Origin of the sequence: Amycolatopsis sp. NPDC047767, assembly GCF_040704195.1 — a bacterium.
In the GTDB taxonomy this organism is placed as follows: Bacteria; Actinomycetota; Actinomycetes; order Mycobacteriales; family Pseudonocardiaceae; genus Amycolatopsis.
Genome location: NZ_JBEYSJ010000030.1, coordinates 93,281 through 109,001 on the forward strand (window position 1 = coordinate 93,281; position 15,721 = coordinate 109,001).

Below are 15,721 nucleotides of genomic sequence, written 5' to 3' on the forward strand. Positions count from 1 at the left end.
CCGTGAATAGCGTCCGGGGCGCTGAAGAATTCTCCCTGGAAACCTGAATGGGGTAGACCATGCGCGAAAACCAGGTGGGCCCGAACCGACGGTCCTTCCTGCGCAACGCGGGACTCGCCGGCGTCGGCGCCACGGCGCTGGGTGCGCTCGGCGTCGCACCGGCCCAGGCCGACACCGCGAACACCGCCAACAGAGGCACCGGCAGATGGAACCCGGACGGCGACAGCCTCCAGTTCACCGTCGCCGTGATGCCGGACACCCAGTACCTCTACTGGGGCAGCCAGAACAGCATCAACCCGGAGCCGCAGGAAGCCTCGTTCCGGTACGTGATCGAGAACAGCGGCACGCCGAACAACAACATCGTGTTCATGGCGCACCTCGGTGACGTCACGCAGGACGCCGACGTCACGTCTTTCCAGGCCGTGGACAAGACGTTCAAGATCCTCGACAAGGCGAACGTCGCCTACAGCGTGCTCGCCGGCAACCACGACGTGTCCGGGGACGACACCCGCGGCAACACGCCGTACCTGCAGGCGATGGGCCCGCAGCGCTTCAAGGGCCAGAAGTCGTTCGTCGGCTCGGACGCGAGCGGCTACAACACCGCGCACACGTTCCACGCGGCCGGGCGTGACTGGCTGCTGCTGGCCATGGACTGGCGTACGTCGGCCGCCGGGTTCGCGTGGGCGAACCAGGTCATCAAGGCGCATCCGAAGATGCCGGTGATCCTGACCTGCCACGAGATCGTCGCGCCGACCTACGGCGACGAGGTGTACCCGTACGAGTCGGGCGACCCCGAGAACAACGCCGAGATCACCGACTACGGCCAGACGGTGTGGAACTCGCTGATCAAGGACAACGACCAGATCTTCCTCACGCTCAACGGCCACTACTGGCCCTCGGGCCGCATCACGAAGAAGAACACGGCCGGCAACGACGTGCACCTGCACATCACGAACTACCAGAACCGCTACATGAGCGGTGGCGGCATGCTGCGCCTGTACCACTTCGACCTCGAGCGCAACACCATCGACGTCGAGACGATCTCGCCGTGGATCCTGGAGAAGGACCCGGCGAAGCGCAACCGCCTCGAGGTCATGGAGTCGCGGCTGACCACCGCCGTCGACCGGTTCTCGATGCCGTTCGACTTCGAGCAGCGCTTCTCCGGCTTCATCCCGGTGAAGACGCGCGCGGCTCGCGGGGCCAACAAGGTCCTGCTGCCCGGCACGCTCGCGTACTGGCGCTTCGACGGCAACCACGCCGCCGCCGGCAGCCCGGTCACCACGACCCAGAAGGTCAAGGACCTGTCCGGCAACGGCAACGACCTCACGCTGGCCTCGGTGCCCGGCACCGTTCCCGGTGCGCTGACCTGGTCCGACGACCACCACCCCGACCAGCCGGGCCACGCCAGCCTGCGCTTCGTCGGCTGCAAGAACCCGCTGCACGGCGCGTACCTCACCACCGCGGCGAAGGCGGCGCTGAACGCCGAGACGTTCAAGCAGGGCTACACGATCGAGACGTTCGTGAAGATCCCGCGCGACTGGGACGGCGGCAACAACGGCAACATGCCGGTGCTGGTCCGCCGCGGCGCGGCCGGCGACGCGGGCAAGCACGGCAAGAACACCGACCCCAAGGAGCCGGTGGCCCAGCTCATGACCACGAACAACGGTCGTGAACTGCAGTTCAACTGCTACCCGCTCAGCCAGACCTACCCGACCACCAACTGGAGCCACGGCATGCCCGAGGATCAGTGGTGGCACCTCGCGGTGGTCAACGACGGTCACCACACCAAGGCGTACATCGAAAGCTCGCTGGTGGCCGACAACCCGTTCACCGACTCGGTCGGCATCGCCTCGCTCGGCCTCACCTGGCTGCTCGGCGGCCACGAGTACGGCGGCGCGATCGACAACGTGTTCCACGGCTGGATCGGTGACGTCCGCATCGTCAACCGGGCGCTGCGCCTGGACGAGTTCATGACCCACTGATCCGCCGGCAGCGGGTGGTCATCGGCGCCCACCCGCTGTCGTCCGCGGTCAGGAACTCCTTGCGGCGCTGAGGAAAGCTCGAATCAGCGCCTGGTCCTTGACGCCGCGGGAGGACTCGACGCCGCTGGAGACGTCCACTCCCCACGGGCGGACGGTGGCGACGGCGTCGGCCACGTTGTCCGGGGTGAGGCCGCCGGCCAGCAGCCAGTCGCCGTCGGGCGTCTTGGCCGACCAGTCCCACGTCTCGCCGGAGCCGGCGTTGGGGGAGTCGAGCAGGAGCAGGTCTTCGCCGTATTCGCCGACGGCCGGGATCTCTCCGGAGCGCAGTGCCGCGGCCCGGATCAGCCGCACGGGCAGATCGCGCAACGCCGCGAAGTCGGCCGGTGAGTACCCGGAGCCGTGCAGCTGGACGGCCCGGATCCCGGTCTCGGCCACGGCGTCGCGGATCTCCCGCACGGCCACACCCTTGAACACCCCGACCGTGAGCACCTCGCCGGGCACACCGGCCGCGAGCTGCGCCGCCTCGGCGCGGGTGACCTGCCGCGGGCTCTCGCACAGCAGGAACCCCACGGCGTCGGCTCCCGCTTCGACCGCGCACGTCACGTCGGCCGCCGTCTTCAGGCCGCAGATCTTCACGAACACGCCCCGACCCTAACGGTGACGGGCGGGCATCACGCGCGCACTCGCATCACCAACGTGACGGATCGGACACCCGCGCGGCGGCGCGGATGTGATTATGGGTCGACGTCCGCCCGACGAAGGAGCTCGCACGATGGTCACGGCGCACCCCGGCGGATCCGACGACGGCCGGCAGCTGTCCGGGATGACTGCGGCCTCGATCCGGCGCTGGCGCTGGAAGCGGGCCGCCGCCGTCGCCGGAACCGGTTCGGCGAGGTACGCGAAGATCGGCGACTCCATCAGCGCCGGTCAGGGACTCCAGCCCGCCACGCAGTCGCCGCCGGTGGTGATGGGCGGCATGCTGGCGGCCCGGGGCTTCCCGGTGCGGGGCGCCTCGGTGATCCTGAACCCGCGCACCATGACGGCCGATTCCCGGCTGACGTTCACCGGGTCCTGGTCCGAGTTCGCGCCCGGCGCGCTGACCACGTTCGCCTCGTCCGCGACGAGCGGCGGCTCCGTCTCGCTCACCGCTTTCGTCGCGGAGGCCGGCGACTACCTCGCCCGCGTCATCACCACGCTGGACTCGCGCGAGTGCACGATCGCGATCGACGGCGCCGAGCCCGGCCCGGTCCGGGTCAGCGGCGCGGCCGGCCTGGCGACGCACCTCGTCGCGCTTCCCAAGCTGGCCGCCGGCCGCCACACCGTCACGGTCACCGTGGCCGGCGAGGCCGGTGAGCTGCGCGTCGGCAGCATCGGGCTCGAAGCCGCCGACGGCATCACGATCGGCGACTTCGGCATCTCGATGTCGACCACCGAGGACTGGGTTGCCGGTGGCGCGGCGTATTCGGCGCTGAACCACGTGGTGGCGTGGGCGCCGGACCTCGCCCTGATCGCGCTGATGACGAACGACGCCAACGAGCAGACGTTCATCGCGCCGGACCGGTACGCGGCCAACCTCGACACGATGGTGTCCGCACTGGAGAACACCTGCGACGTCGTCCTCGAGGCCCAGATCCCCGGCGACCCGGACTGGGTCGACCTGTCGCCGTACCGCGACGCCGTGTACGCCGTGGCCAATGCCCACGGCGTCCCGGTGCTCGATCTCTTCGACCGCTGGGGCAGCTACGCCGCCGCCGCGGACGCGGGCCTGATGAACGACGCGTTCCACCCCAACGCGGCCGGTGCGGCCGACATCGCCGCGGCGGAGCTCGAGGTCGTTTCGGCTTGAGTGACGCGGGTGCGCCGGTGCCGTCCGGCCACTCGGTCCGGCCGCACTGATTCGTGACGGTGGCATCGCCGCGCCCGCTTCTCGGGTCCGCTGGACAACGGCGAGCCGGGATGTTGTCCTGAGGGACAACACACCGGGAGGCGGCATGACAGCAGCGCAGCTCGCGGCCGGCCTGGCCGACGTGTCGCAGCAGGTGCTCGCGTCCAGCGGTGATCCCGACGAGGTCACGCAGGCCTGCGCGCAGGCGTTGCGGCCGCATCGGCTCGTGGTGCATTCGCGCCGGGCGCGGCTGGCGACCCGGTTGGAGCACCTCTCGGCGGGCCCGATCTCGCTCAACCGCCTGCGCTACGGGGCCGACGTGACGGTCGCGCCCGCCGTGCCCGAAGAGGACAACTTCCTGCTGACGCTGCCCGTCGCCGGGTCCGCGAAGTTCACCTACGGGCGCGACACCGCGGAGCTCGCGCCGGGGCGGCCCGCGATCGTGGGGCCGTACCGGGAGTTCAAGCTGGACATCGACAGCGCGTTCGACCAGCTGATCGTGCGGATGGACCGGCGCTGGGTCGAGAGCACGGCCCGCCGGATCCGCGGGGTCGCGACCGCCGGTCCGGTGGATCTCTCGCTGTCGCTGCCGGAGCAGCCCGCGTTCCTGTACCGGCTGCTGGAGAGCGTGGTCAGCCTGCCGACGCTGGGGCCGAGCGTCGCGCGGCCGGAGGTCGGGCAGCAACTGGGCGAGCTGGTGATCGAGTCGTTCCTGCTCACGCAGCTGCGCGAGGAGGAAGCCGAGCCCGCGCGGGTGCCGTCGGCGCAGGTGCGGCGGGCGATGGAGTACCTGCTCGACCACCTCGCCGAGCCGATCAGCCTGTCGGAGGTCGCGAGGCAGAGCGGGACGAGCCTGCGCAGCCTGCAGGCCGGGTTCCGCCGGGACCTCGACACGACGCCTGGCCAGTGGCTGCGGGGGCAGCGGCTCGACCGGGCCCGCCGGCTGCTCGCGGCGGGTGAGCCGGGGACCACGACCGTGACGGGCGTCGCGGCGGAATGCGGCTACTTCCACCTGGGCGAGTTCGCCACGCAGTTCAAGGCGCGCTTCGGGGTCACGCCGTCGGCCGTGCTGGGCCGCCGCTGACGGTTTGCGCGAATCCGATGCTCGCGCGTCGCTTCGCCGATAGTCCTTCCCGCTCGCCGACAGCAGCATGTGCCGTACGCACTCATCGGCGAGAACGGAGCGGCGGATGCGATTCGTACTGGTGCACGGGGCGTGGCACTTCGGGGAACTGTGGGACCCCGTCCGCAAGCACTTGGAGGACGCGGGCCACGAGGTCCACACCCCGACGGCCGGCGGCCTCGGCGAGAACGACGACAAGCACGTCGACCTGCGCGGCGCCGCGCAGCCGATCGTCGACTACATCCGGGAGCACGACCTGACCGACGTCGTGCTGGTCGGGCACAGCTGGGGCGGGTACGTGATCTCCCGCGTGGCGATCGAGCTGCCCGAACGGATGCGGCGGCTGGTCTACTTCGCCGCCTTCGTGCCGGCGCACGGCCGGGCGCTCGTCGACGAGATCCCGCCGCACCTCGTCGCCGCGCTGCAGGCGAGCTACGACGAACGCACCGACGGTGGCGTGGTGCTGCCGTTCCCCGTGTGGCGCGACGCGTTCTACGGCGATGCCTCGGCGGAGGAGGCGAAGCGCGTGTACGACGTGTTGCGCCCGCAGCCGTGGAGCGCCTTCACCGACCCGGCGGACATGACGGGCTGGGACAAGGTGCCGCAGGCGTTCAGCTACTTGGCGCCGTCCGAGGACAACGACATCACGCAGGGCGAGTGGGGGCGGCACCCGCGGCTGTCCAACCGGCTCGTGATGTTCCGGCTCGTCGGCATGGAGGGCAGCCACGAGGTGCTGCTGGCGAACCCCGAGCTGACAGCGCGCAAGTTCATCGAGGCGGGGCGGGACTGACCGTCCTTTGAGGAGTGAAGTGACGATCGAATTGACGGTGGTCGGCTCCGGCGCGACGTTCGTGATCGCGCCGGAGCGGATCGTGGTGGCGGGCTACACCGCGAAGGACGAGGCCGCTGTGGAGCACCACATCGCCGAGCTCGCGGCGATCGGCGTGCCGCGGCCGGCGAGTGTGCCGGCGTATTACGTGCTCTCGCCCGAACTGTTGACCACTTCACCGTTGGTCGAGGTGGGTTCGGCGACGACGTCGGGGGAGGTCGAGCCCGTGGTGATCCGTCACGACGGGCGGTACTACCTCGGCGTCGGCTCCGATCACACCGACCGGGAGCTCGAACGTGTCGACATCGCGCAGAGCAAGGCCGCATGCCCGAAGCCGCTGGGCTCGCGGGTGGTGGAGATCGGGCCCGACCTGTCCGTTGTGGACTGGGATGGCCTGGTCGTGGAGTCCGGTGTGGACTCTGCGGCTTATCAGAGCGGCAGTGTCGCGACGCTGCGCCACCCCTCGGACACGCTCGGCCGGATGCCGGCCGGGCTGGACGACGGCGGTGACCTCGTGCTGTTCTGCGGCACGCTTTCCTTGCTCGGCGGGAAGTTCGTCTTTGGTTCGCGCTGGCGCGTCGACCTGCGGCTGCCCGGCGGCGAAACCCTGACCCATGTGTACGAAACCCAGCGAAGGAAGGCTTGATGCGCACCGGATCGCAGTACCTGAGCGCCCTCGACGACGGACGGCGCGTCTACCTCGACGGCAAGCGCGTGGACGGTGTGGCGCGGCACCCGGCGTTCGCGCCGATCGCGAAGACCGTGTCGGAGCTGTTCGACCTCGCCGCCGACCCCGCGTCCGGCATGACGCGGCCGGGCCCGGACGGCGACGTGGTGAACCGGCTGTTCACCGCGCCGCGCAGCCGCGAGGACCTCACGGCGTTCCGCGAGGCCGCCACCACCTGGGCGCGCCACACCCACGGCTGGGTGGGCCGCAGTCCCGACCACGTCGGCGCGTTCCTCGCCGCGTTCGCGTCGCACCCGGACGTGTTCGGCGACTACGCGGCGAACGTGACGGCGTTCCAGAAGCGTGTCGTCGAGGAGGATCTGTACCTGTCGTACGCGATCATCCCGCCGCAGGTTTCGCGCGCCACCACGGCGAGCGCGTGGGACGGCGATCTGGTGCAGGTCGGCGTCGCCGAGGAGCGCGCCGACGGCATCGTGGTGCGGGGTGCGCAGATGCTGGCCACGGGCGGTCCGGTCGCCGACGAGATCCTCGTGTCGTGCATCAAGCCGCTGACGCCGGAGGACACGGATTTCGCGCTCAGCTTCGTGCTGCCCGTGGACACCGAGGGCCTCAAGCTCTACTGCCGCCGCCCGTACGCGCCCGCCGCGACGAGTCACTACGACTACCCGCTCACCACGCGCTTCGACGAGACCGACGCGTTGCTGATCTTCGACGACGTGTTCGTGCCGTGGGACCGCGTGTTCGTCTACCGCGACGTCGCCGGCGTCCGCAACCAGTTCTTCGCGACGGGCGCGCACGTGCTGGGCAACTGGCAGGCGCAGATCCGGTTCTCGGTGAAGCTGCAGTTCCTGGCCGGCCTGGCGCGCAAGGTCGCGGCGGTCAACGGCGTCGACAAGTTCCCCGGTGTCGTGGAGAAACTCGGCGAGCTGGCCAGCCTGGTGTCCCTTGTGGAGTCCGCCGTGCTGGCCGCTGAGTACACGGCCTCGCCCGACTCGGCCGGCCTTTGGCGCCCCGGCAGCCGCGCGCTGTACGGCGCCATGGGCCTGCAGTCGGAGCTGTACCCCCGCGTGCTGGCCATCCTCCGCGACCTCGTCGGCGGCGGCGTGCTGCAGGTCCCCTCCAGCGTCGCCGACATGACCACCCCGGAAACCCGCGCGGACATCGACCGCTACATCTACAGCCCCGGCACCCCGGCCGCCGACCGCGTCAAGCTCTTCAAACTCGCGTGGGACGCCGTCGGCAGCGAATTCGCCGGCCGCCACCACCAGTACGAACTCTTCTACGCCGGCGCGCCCTTCGTGGTGAAGGGCTACTCCTTCCGCAACTACGGCTTCGACGGCCCGCTGTCCGAAGTGGACCGTTTCCTGGCCGGCTACTCCGAGGACAGCCAATGAGCAAACCCGAACGCGAGTTCTTCCCCGTGACCGACGTGGACTTCACCATCTGCAAGGGCGACGACCCGCGCATCACCGAACGCGTGCTGTCCACGGACCCGGCCTCCGGTGTCGCCACCCGCATCCTCCGCTACGCCCCGGGCGCCGACTCCTCCCCGACGGGCGTCCAGTCCCACGACTTCTGGGAGGAGGTCTACATCCTCGAGGGCTCGTTCACCGACCTCACCCTCGGGCAGACCTTCACCGCCGGCATGTACGCCTGCCGCCCCCCGGGCATGCCCCACGGCCCCTGGCGCACCGAAGAGGGTGTGCTCACGTTCGAGGTCCGTTACCGCGCATGACCACCATGCCTCCCGACTGCACTCCCGGATCCGGCCCCGTTGACGCGTTGGCCATGCGGACGACGATGGGCCGGTTTGCCACTGGAGTCGCGGTGGTGACCACCGTATTCGACGGGGTTCCCCATGGAATGACGGTGAATTCGCTTACTTCGGTCTCGCTGTCTCCGCCTTTGGTGCTGGTGTGCTTGACGACTGGTGCTCGCACTACCGAGGCGGTGGTCTCGGCGGGCCGTTTCGCGCTGAACGTGCTGTCCACTCGGCAGGAGCAACTCGCCCTTCGCTTCGCTCGTCGCGGCGAGGACCACTTCTCGGGCCTGCCGGTGAAGACGGGGGCACATGAGGTCCCGGTGATTCCGGATGCCCTGGTGCACTTGGAGTGCTCGGTCCACCGGGCATTGACGGCTGGGGATCACGAGGTGGTGATCGGCGAGGTGCTGAAGGTGTGCTCACGGGACGGCGAGCCGCTGGGGTTCCTCGGCGGGCGGTTCAGCGACGTGGTGGATCGAGGTCATGAGCCGGTGCCTTGGTTCTTCTGAGGCCGGACGACCCTGGCTGGTGGTGCGGGCGGAACTGATCTACCGTCGCTGGGTGGAGCCGTTTCCGTATCGCACGTTCACGACCTGTGGGCTGAGTGAACCGCACCGGTTTGCGTTGTGGGAGCATCACAACGCGCCGGAGTCCTGAGGTTTTTCGCGGGGGTTTTCGGTCGCCAGGGGGGCCTGGTCGTTCGGAGGCATTGTGCGGTTCAGAGCTCTGGTCCTGTCCTTCTTCGCGGTTCTCGTCGACGGTTTCGACACGGCCGCGCTGTCGTTTTCCATCCCTTCACTGGCACACGAGTGGCACTCGACGGCCGCGGCGTTCACCCTGGCGATCGTGGCCACGAACGTCGGCACGGTCGTCGGTTACCTCGCCGCGGGGCGGCTGTGCGCGCGCTTCGGCCGCCGGCCGGTGCTGTTGACGGGCGTCGGGGTGTTCGCCGTCGGCACGGTGCTCACGGCGGTGGTGTTGCCGGTGCACTCCATGGCCTTGCTGGCGGTGATGCGCCTGGTGTCGGGCCTCGGCCTCGGCGCGGTCCTGCCTGCTGCGGTGTCGTTTGCGGTCGAACATTTCGCTCCGGTGTACCGCTCGCGGGTGTCTGTGGCGGTCACGCTGGGTCTTGCGGCGGGCGCGACCCTCGGTGGCTTCTTCGGTGGCAAGCTGATCACCGGACTGGGGCCGACGGGTGTCTTCCGGCTCGCCGGCGGCGCGACGGTTCTGGTGTTCGCGGCGATGCTCGTGGGGTTGCCGCCTGCGGTCGCGGTCGCTGTTTCTCCGCGTGGGGCTTCGGTTTTGCGGCTGTTCGGAACGGAGTTGCGGGCGAATACCGGGCTGTTGTGGGCGTACTCGTTTCTGGTGTTCGCCTCGTCGTACACGCTGATCTCATGGGCGCCGACTCTGCTGACGAGCTATGGGTTCACCCGCACGCAAGCGCCGCTGGGGCTCGCGTTCGTCAGCTTGGGAGGGATCATCGGCGGGCTGGTGCTGATTCCGGTGGCTGCTCGGATCGGGATCATGCGTGCACTGGTGGTGCTTCCAGCGCTGGGCGTGGTTTTCATGATCGTTGCCGGGCTGGCGCGATTGTCTGGTGTGGCGCTGTTGCTTGTGCTTACGGTTGCCGGGGTTGGGATCATCGCGGGGCACATCGGGCAGACGGCGCTTGCTGTTGCGTTGTATGACGTTGATGCTCGTACCACCGGTGTCGGCTGGTCTGCTGCGCTGGGTCGGCTCGGGTCTGTCGTGGGTCCGGCGGGGGCTGGGTTGCTGCTGGCGCTGGCTTTGTCGGCCGGGTCGATTTTGCTGCTGGCCGCGGTTCCGGCTGTCGTGGCGATTGGGTGTGCTGTTGTGCTGTGGAGGAGGAATCGGGATTCTCGGGTGGTGGGGGTGGTGGTGGAATCTGGGGTTTGACTCTTGGTCCGGAGTGAACTCGACAGCCTGAGGAAGAGTCGCGTGCCGACGGGCAGTCTCCGGGAACGGCACGGCAAAGAAACAAACCGACACCAGCCCACCGTGGTCCGAGACCAAATCCCGCAGCATCTCCCCGAAGCGCGCGAACGGGGAAGATCCCCTCCAAGACCACGGCGTAACCGGTGCCGAGCACCCGACATGCCGCGCACGATCAGCAAACGCGCCACAGCCGCCGACGCTGACTCAAAGCGAGTATGACCGTTCAGACATGCCCGACGCCCGGATCGGCATTGGACGGGTATGGCTCCGGCAGCGACGATGGATGCACCAATCACCGCTGGTCAGAAGCGGCTTACGTCGAGGAGGACGTCCGTGGGAACACCGCGCAGCACCTACGCCCCCACCGATCCGCACGCGTTGAAGTTTCGGCGGGCGTTGCGGCACTTCCCCAGTGGTGTGTCGGTGGTGACCGTTGTGGATGGGGACGGTGGGGTGCACGGGATGACGGCGAGTTCGTTCGCGTCGGTGTCGCTGGATCCGCCGTTGTGTGCGGTGAGTGTGAACAAGCCGGGGCGGATGCATCAGTTGCTGCAGGGCACGGATGGGCACTTCGGGCTGAGCATCCTGGGGAACGACCAGGGGGCGATCGCCGATTTCTACGCGCGCCAGCCGTGGAGTGTGGCGGTGGACGTGGAGATGGACGTGTACCACGGGTGTCCCACAGTGGGCGGTGCGCTGGCGTGGTTCGTGTGCCGGAAATGGGCCGCGTACGACGGTGGGGACCACACGATTTTCGTGGGCGAGTCGTTGGACTACGGGTCGACGTCGCGGGAGGACCTGCAGCCGCTGGTGTGGCACAAGTCGGCCTATCACGACCTGGGCGAGCAGCGTCCGCGGGTCACGAAGCAGGGCTGAAGCGGCGGGTCACCTGGACGGCCTCGGCCACGAGCTTGTCGATGAGCGCGCTCGCCGACGGAGTGGGCGTGCCGGCGGCGGGCATGGTGATGCCGACGCTGTGGCCGATCGGTTCGAGCGACAGCGGCAGGCGCGCGATCCCGGGGTCCTCCTCGGTGATCAGGCGCGGCAGCGCGGCCACGACGTCGGTGTCGCGCAGCAGCTGGCGCACGGTGAGGAACGAGGTCGCCTCGACGCGGTTGGCGGGCAGGAGCACGTCGTTGTTGTGGAACAGCTCCTCCAGCTCACGCCGCAACGCCGTCTCCGGACCGGGCAGGATCCACGGGTACTCGGCGACCGTCGCGAGGTCCACGGTCTTCGCACCGGCCAGCGGGTGCGCGGCGCGGACCACGAGGACCACGGACTCGTCGTAGAGCTTGCGGCGCAGGAAGCCCTCGTCGGAGATCTGCGTGAGCCGTCCGACGATCAGGTCGAGCCGGCCCGCGCTCAGCTCCACCAGCAGCGACTCGGGCGTCCCGTCGCGCACGGCCACGGTGAGGTTCGGCCGCTCCGCCTTCAACGCCGCGATGGCCCTCGGGAGCAGCACGTTCGAGCCGAACAGGTGCGTCCCCACCACCACGGTGCCGCGTTCGGCGCCCGCCAGCTCCACCACGTGGCGGGCGGCCTGGCGGGCCTGGGCGAGGATCGCGCGCGCGTGCTCGGTGAAGGCCTCGCCGTACACGGTCGGCGTGAGGCCGCGCGGGCCCCGCTGGAACAGCTCGACCTCCAGGATCTCCTCCAGCTCCCGCAGCCCGCGCGTCGCCACGGGCTGGGTCACGTGCAGCTCGGCGGCCGCGCCGACGATCGTGCCGCGCCGCGCGATGGCGTCGAGCAGCACCAAGTGGCGGAACTTCATCCGGCCGTCGAGCAGTCGCGGCAGCTCACGAGGGGTCATACCGAGCGACTATAGCCATATGCACATATCAACTTAAGGCTTTGGCATTTGTCAGGCATAGCTGGAGGTCGCGACGATGAGCAGGGATCACAGCCACGCGGGAAGGCGGACATGACGGTGCTCAAGAGCTTCGTGGACGGGCGGTTCACCGACAGCGGTGGTGACCTGTTCGACAAGGTCAGCCCGGTCGACGGGACCCTCGTCACCCAGGTCGAGGAAGCCGGCCAGGCGGTGGTCGACCGCGCGGTGCGCGCCGCCCGGGCCGCGCTCGACGGCGCGTGGGGCCGCACCTCCGACGCCGAGCGCGCGCGGGTGCTCAGGAAGATCGCCGACCGGATCGACGAGCGGTTCGACGACCTGCTCGCGGCCGAGGTCGCCGACACCGGCAAACCGCTCGACCTGGCCCGCCGCCTCGACGTCTCGCGCGCCGCGGCCAACTTCCGGGCCGCGGCCGACACGATCGCGTCGGCCGGGCTCGACTCGTTCCTCACCGAAGGCCCGGCCGGGCGCGCGCTGAACTACGCGCTGCGCAAGCCGCTCGGCGTGGTCGCGGTGATCGTGCCGTGGAACCTGCCGCTGTTGCTGCTGACCTGGAAGGTCGCGCCGGCGCTGGCCGCGGGCAACGCCGTGGTGGTGAAGCCGTCGGAGGAAACGCCCTCGAGCGCGACGCTGCTGGCCGAGCTCATCACCGAGGCCGGCGCGCCCGACGGCGTGTTCAACGTCGTCCACGGCTTCGGCCCCGGCTCGGCCGGCGAGTTCCTCACGAGCCACCCGGGCATCGACGGCGTCACGTTCACCGGCGAATCCCGCACGGGCTCGGCGATCATGCAGGCGGTGGCGCCGCGCGTGCTGCCGGTGTCGTTCGAGCTCGGCGGCAAGAACGCGGCCGTGGTGTTCGACGACGCGGACCTCGGCAAGACCGTCGACGGCCTCGCCCGCTCGACGTTCACCAACACCGGCCAGATCTGCCTGTGCACCGAGCGGATCTACGTGCAGCGCGGCATCTTCGACGAGGTCGCCGCCGGCCTCGCCGAACGCGCCGAGGCCCTGCGCTTCGGCCGCCCCGACGATCCGGGCACCACCACGGGACCGCTGATCTCCCGCCAGCACCGCGAAAAAGTCCTCTCCTACTACGAGCTCGCCGAGCAGGAAGGCGCGAAGCTCCTGGCCGGCGGCGGGATCCCGGACCTCGGCCCTGATCTCGACGGCGGCGCCTGGGTGCGCCCCGCGCTGTGGACCGGGCTCGACAACACCCACCGCGTGCTGCGCGAGGAGATCTTCGGCCCCGTCGCGGCGCTCGTGCCGTTCGACACCGAGGACGAGGCGATCCGCCTGGCCAACGACAGCGACTACGGTCTCGCCGCGGCCGTGTGGACCACGAATCTCGAACGCGCCCACCGCATCGCGGGCGCCATGCGCGTCGGCATGTCGTGGGTCAACACCTGGTACCTGCGCGACCTGCGCTCGCCCTTCGGCGGCAACGGGCTTTCGGGCATCGGCCGCGAGGGTGGTGTGCACTCGCTGCACTTCTACACCCAGCCGACCAACGTGTGCGTGGCGCTGTGAACGCCCGGGTCGCAGCGGCGATCGACACCGCCGCCGCCCGCCTCCAGCGGGCCGAACGGGACCGGACGCCCGTGCAGCCGGTGCGCGAGTTCCTCGGCGAAGACGACATCGACGCCGCCTACGAGGTGCAGCGCCGGATCATCTCGGACAAGATCGCGAGCGGCCGTCGGATGGTCGGCCGCAAGATCGGGCTGACGTCGGAGGCCGTGCAGCGCCAGCTCGGCGTGGACCGGCCGGACTTCGGGGTGCTGCTCGACGACATGGTGTTCGGCGACCGCGCCGAGATCCCGCTCGAGCGCTTCTGCCAGCCGCGCGTCGAAGGTGAAGTCGCGTTCGTGCTCGGTGCGGACCTGTCCGACGGCGCCACGGTCGTCGACGTCCTGCGCGCCACGGAGTTCGTGCTGCCGGCGATCGAGATCGTCGACTCGCGAGTGGCCGGCTGGGACATCCGGATCACGGACACCGTCGCGGACAACGCGTCGAGCGGCGCTCTGGTGCTGGGTACGCGGCCGGTGAAACTGTCCGAAGTGGACCTCGCCGGGCTCGGCATGGTGCTGGAGCACGGCGGCGAGCCGATCTCGACCGGCGTCGGCGCGGCCTGCCTCGGCTCACCGGCCGTCGCCGTCGCGTGGCTGGCGCAGGAGGTCGCGCGCCGCGGAGAGCCGCTGCGGGCGGGGGAAGTGGTGCTGGCCGGCGCGTGGGGACCGATGGTGGCCGTGCCGGCGCCCGGGAGCTACGTGGCCCGGTTCGAAGACATCGGAGAGGTCCGCGTCGGGTTCACCGCCGGGCCGGACGGAGGAAAACGCGCATGAGCACCCCGGTGGCGATCATCGGGTCGGGCAACATCGGCACCGACCTGATGTTCAAGGTGAAACGGCTTTCGACCGAGCTCGAAGTCGCGGCGATGGTCGGTATCGACGCCGCCTCCGACGGGCTCGCGCGGGCGCGCCGGCTCGGGGTCGCGACGTCGCACGAAGGCGTGGCCGGGCTCGTCGCCCTGCCCGAGTTCGCCGACATCCGGCTGGTCTTCGACGCGACGTCGGCCGGCGCGCACCGGCACAACAACGAGGTCCTCAGCGCCCACGGCAAGCAGCTGGTGGACCTCACGCCCGCGGCCATCGGGCCGTACGTGGTGCCGACCGTGAACCTCGACGAGCACCTCGGCGCGCCCAACGTCAACATGGTCACCTGCGGCGGCCAGGCGACGACCCCGGTCGTGGCCGCCGTTTCCGCGGTGGCGCCGGTGGCCTACGCGGAGATCGTGGCGACGATCGCCGCCAAGTCCGCCGGTCCCGGCACCCGCGCGAACATCGACGAGTTCACCGAGACCACCGCGCGCGCACTGGAAACCGTCGGCGGCGCCGGGCGCGGCAAGGCGATCATCGTGCTCAACCCGGCCGACCCGCCCATCACCATGCGGGACACGGTGTTCTGCCTCGTGGAAGAGTCCGAAGTGGACGAATCCGCCGTCAGCGCGTCCGTCGAGGCCATGGTCGCGCAGGTGCAGGACTACGTGCCGGGCTACCGGCTCAAGCAGCGCGTGCAGTTCGACCGGGTGGACGAGCCGTTCCTGCCGGCGCTCGGGCGCGCGTTCCGCGGCGTGAAGGTGGCGGTGTTCCTGGAGGTCTCCGGCGCCGGGCACTACCTGCCGGGATACGCCGGCAACCTCGACATCATGACCTCGGCCGCCCTGCGGACCGCGGAACGGCTCGTGCAGGTCGCCGCGGAAGGAGCCCTTCGATGAAACTCTACGTGCAGGACGTGACGCTGCGCGACGGCATGCACGCCATCGCCCACCGCTACAGCGTCGAGCAGGTGCGCACGATCGCCGCCGCGCTGGACGCGTCGGGCGTCGCGGCCATCGAGGTCGCGCACGGCGACGGGCTGGCCGGTTCCAGCATGAACTACGGCCACGGCGCGGCCACCGACGCGGGCTGGATCGCCGCGGCCGCCGAAGTGGTGAAGAACGCCAAGCTGACCACGCTGCTGCTCCCGGGCGTCGGGACGATCGACGATCTGCGGGCAGCCCGGGATCTCGGGGTGTCGAGTGTGCGCATCGCCACGCACTGCACCGAGGCCGACATCGCGATCCAGCACATCGGCTGGGCGCGGGAGAACGG

Annotated in this window: 15 protein-coding genes and 1 pseudogene; 14 read left to right on the forward strand and 2 right to left on the reverse strand. The window is 70.0% G+C overall.

Features of this window, described 5'->3' with window-relative positions; all coding sequences use genetic code 11:
* Nucleotides 1-59: 59 nt before the first annotated feature.
* Nucleotides 60-1,982, forward strand: a complete 1,923-nt coding sequence (locus tag AB0878_RS37920) for a LamG-like jellyroll fold domain-containing protein (RefSeq protein ID WP_366585699.1) — start codon at nucleotides 60-62, stop codon at nucleotides 1,980-1,982.
* Between the two features lie 48 nt (nucleotides 1,983-2,030).
* Here AB0878_RS37920 and AB0878_RS37925 read toward each other — a convergent pair whose 3' ends face one another.
* Nucleotides 2,031-2,624 (reverse strand): phosphoribosylanthranilate isomerase, encoded by a 594-nt coding sequence (locus AB0878_RS37925; protein ID WP_366585701.1) that lies wholly within the window; start codon nucleotides 2,622-2,624, stop codon nucleotides 2,031-2,033.
* 130 nt (nucleotides 2,625-2,754) lie between these two features.
* Between AB0878_RS37925 and AB0878_RS37930 the strand changes: the two genes are divergently transcribed.
* From AB0878_RS37930 to AB0878_RS37970, 9 genes are all read left to right on the forward strand, one after another.
* Nucleotides 2,755-3,828 (forward strand): SGNH/GDSL hydrolase family protein, encoded by a 1,074-nt coding sequence (locus AB0878_RS37930; protein WP_366585703.1) that lies wholly within the window; start codon nucleotides 2,755-2,757, stop codon nucleotides 3,826-3,828.
* Between the two features lie 145 nt (nucleotides 3,829-3,973).
* Nucleotides 3,974-4,951: an AraC family transcriptional regulator gene (locus tag AB0878_RS37935; protein WP_366585705.1), complete on the forward strand. Its 978-nt coding sequence runs from the start codon at nucleotides 3,974-3,976 to the stop codon at nucleotides 4,949-4,951.
* A 106-nt stretch (nucleotides 4,952-5,057) separates the two neighbouring features.
* A complete protein-coding gene (locus AB0878_RS37940) occupies nucleotides 5,058-5,780 on the forward strand; it encodes an alpha/beta fold hydrolase (protein ID WP_366585707.1) in 723 nt (240 codons plus the stop codon).
* Nucleotides 5,781-5,799: 19 nt separating this feature from the next.
* The gene (locus AB0878_RS37945) at nucleotides 5,800-6,465 is read left to right on the forward strand and encodes a DUF2848 family protein (protein ID WP_366585709.1); all 666 of its coding nucleotides are present in this window, start codon (nucleotides 5,800-5,802) and stop codon (nucleotides 6,463-6,465) included.
* Nucleotides 6,465-7,901, forward strand: a complete 1,437-nt coding sequence (locus AB0878_RS37950; RefSeq protein ID WP_366585711.1) for a 4-hydroxyphenylacetate 3-hydroxylase N-terminal domain-containing protein — start codon at nucleotides 6,465-6,467, stop codon at nucleotides 7,899-7,901. The genes AB0878_RS37945 and AB0878_RS37950 overlap by 1 nt, the downstream gene beginning before the upstream one ends.
* Entirely contained in the window at nucleotides 7,898-8,242 is a 345-nt protein-coding gene (locus tag AB0878_RS37955; RefSeq protein WP_366585713.1) for a cupin domain-containing protein, read from the forward strand. Before AB0878_RS37950 ends, AB0878_RS37955 begins: the two co-directional genes overlap by 4 nt.
* Entirely contained in the window at nucleotides 8,239-8,778 is a 540-nt protein-coding gene (locus AB0878_RS37960) for a flavin reductase family protein (protein WP_366585715.1), read from the forward strand. The genes AB0878_RS37955 and AB0878_RS37960 overlap by 4 nt, the downstream gene beginning before the upstream one ends.
* 202 nt (nucleotides 8,779-8,980) lie before the next feature.
* Nucleotides 8,981-10,186, forward strand: a complete 1,206-nt coding sequence (locus tag AB0878_RS37965; protein WP_366585717.1) for an MFS transporter — start codon at nucleotides 8,981-8,983, stop codon at nucleotides 10,184-10,186.
* A 372-nt stretch (nucleotides 10,187-10,558) separates the two neighbouring features.
* Nucleotides 10,559-11,101, forward strand: coding sequence for a flavin reductase family protein (locus AB0878_RS37970; protein WP_366585719.1), 543 nt, complete (start codon nucleotides 10,559-10,561; stop codon nucleotides 11,099-11,101).
* On the opposite strand, the gene AB0878_RS37975 is transcribed toward AB0878_RS37970, so the two are convergent.
* Entirely contained in the window at nucleotides 11,085-12,035 is a 951-nt protein-coding gene (locus AB0878_RS37975) for a LysR substrate-binding domain-containing protein (protein ID WP_366585721.1), read from the reverse strand. The two genes, AB0878_RS37970 and AB0878_RS37975, sit on opposite strands and share 17 nt — an antisense overlap.
* A gap of 111 nt (nucleotides 12,036-12,146) precedes the next feature.
* Here AB0878_RS37975 and AB0878_RS37980 point away from each other — a divergent pair, with 111 nt between their 5' ends.
* The 4 genes and pseudogenes from AB0878_RS37980 to AB0878_RS37995 form a co-directional block, all read left to right on the forward strand.
* Entirely contained in the window at nucleotides 12,147-13,601 is a 1,455-nt protein-coding gene (locus tag AB0878_RS37980; protein WP_366585723.1) for a 2-hydroxymuconic semialdehyde dehydrogenase, read from the forward strand.
* A complete protein-coding gene (locus tag AB0878_RS37985; RefSeq protein ID WP_366585725.1) occupies nucleotides 13,598-14,413 on the forward strand; it encodes a fumarylacetoacetate hydrolase family protein in 816 nt (271 codons plus the stop codon). Before AB0878_RS37980 ends, AB0878_RS37985 begins: the two co-directional genes overlap by 4 nt.
* Nucleotides 14,410-15,345: an acetaldehyde dehydrogenase (acetylating) gene (locus AB0878_RS37990; RefSeq protein ID WP_366585727.1), complete on the forward strand. Its 936-nt coding sequence runs from the start codon at nucleotides 14,410-14,412 to the stop codon at nucleotides 15,343-15,345. Before AB0878_RS37985 ends, AB0878_RS37990 begins: the two co-directional genes overlap by 4 nt.
* Nucleotides 15,342-15,721 (forward strand): annotated as a pseudogene (locus AB0878_RS37995) (4-hydroxy-2-oxovalerate aldolase); the annotation flags it as partial. The gene AB0878_RS37990 and the pseudogene AB0878_RS37995, both read left to right, overlap by 4 nt.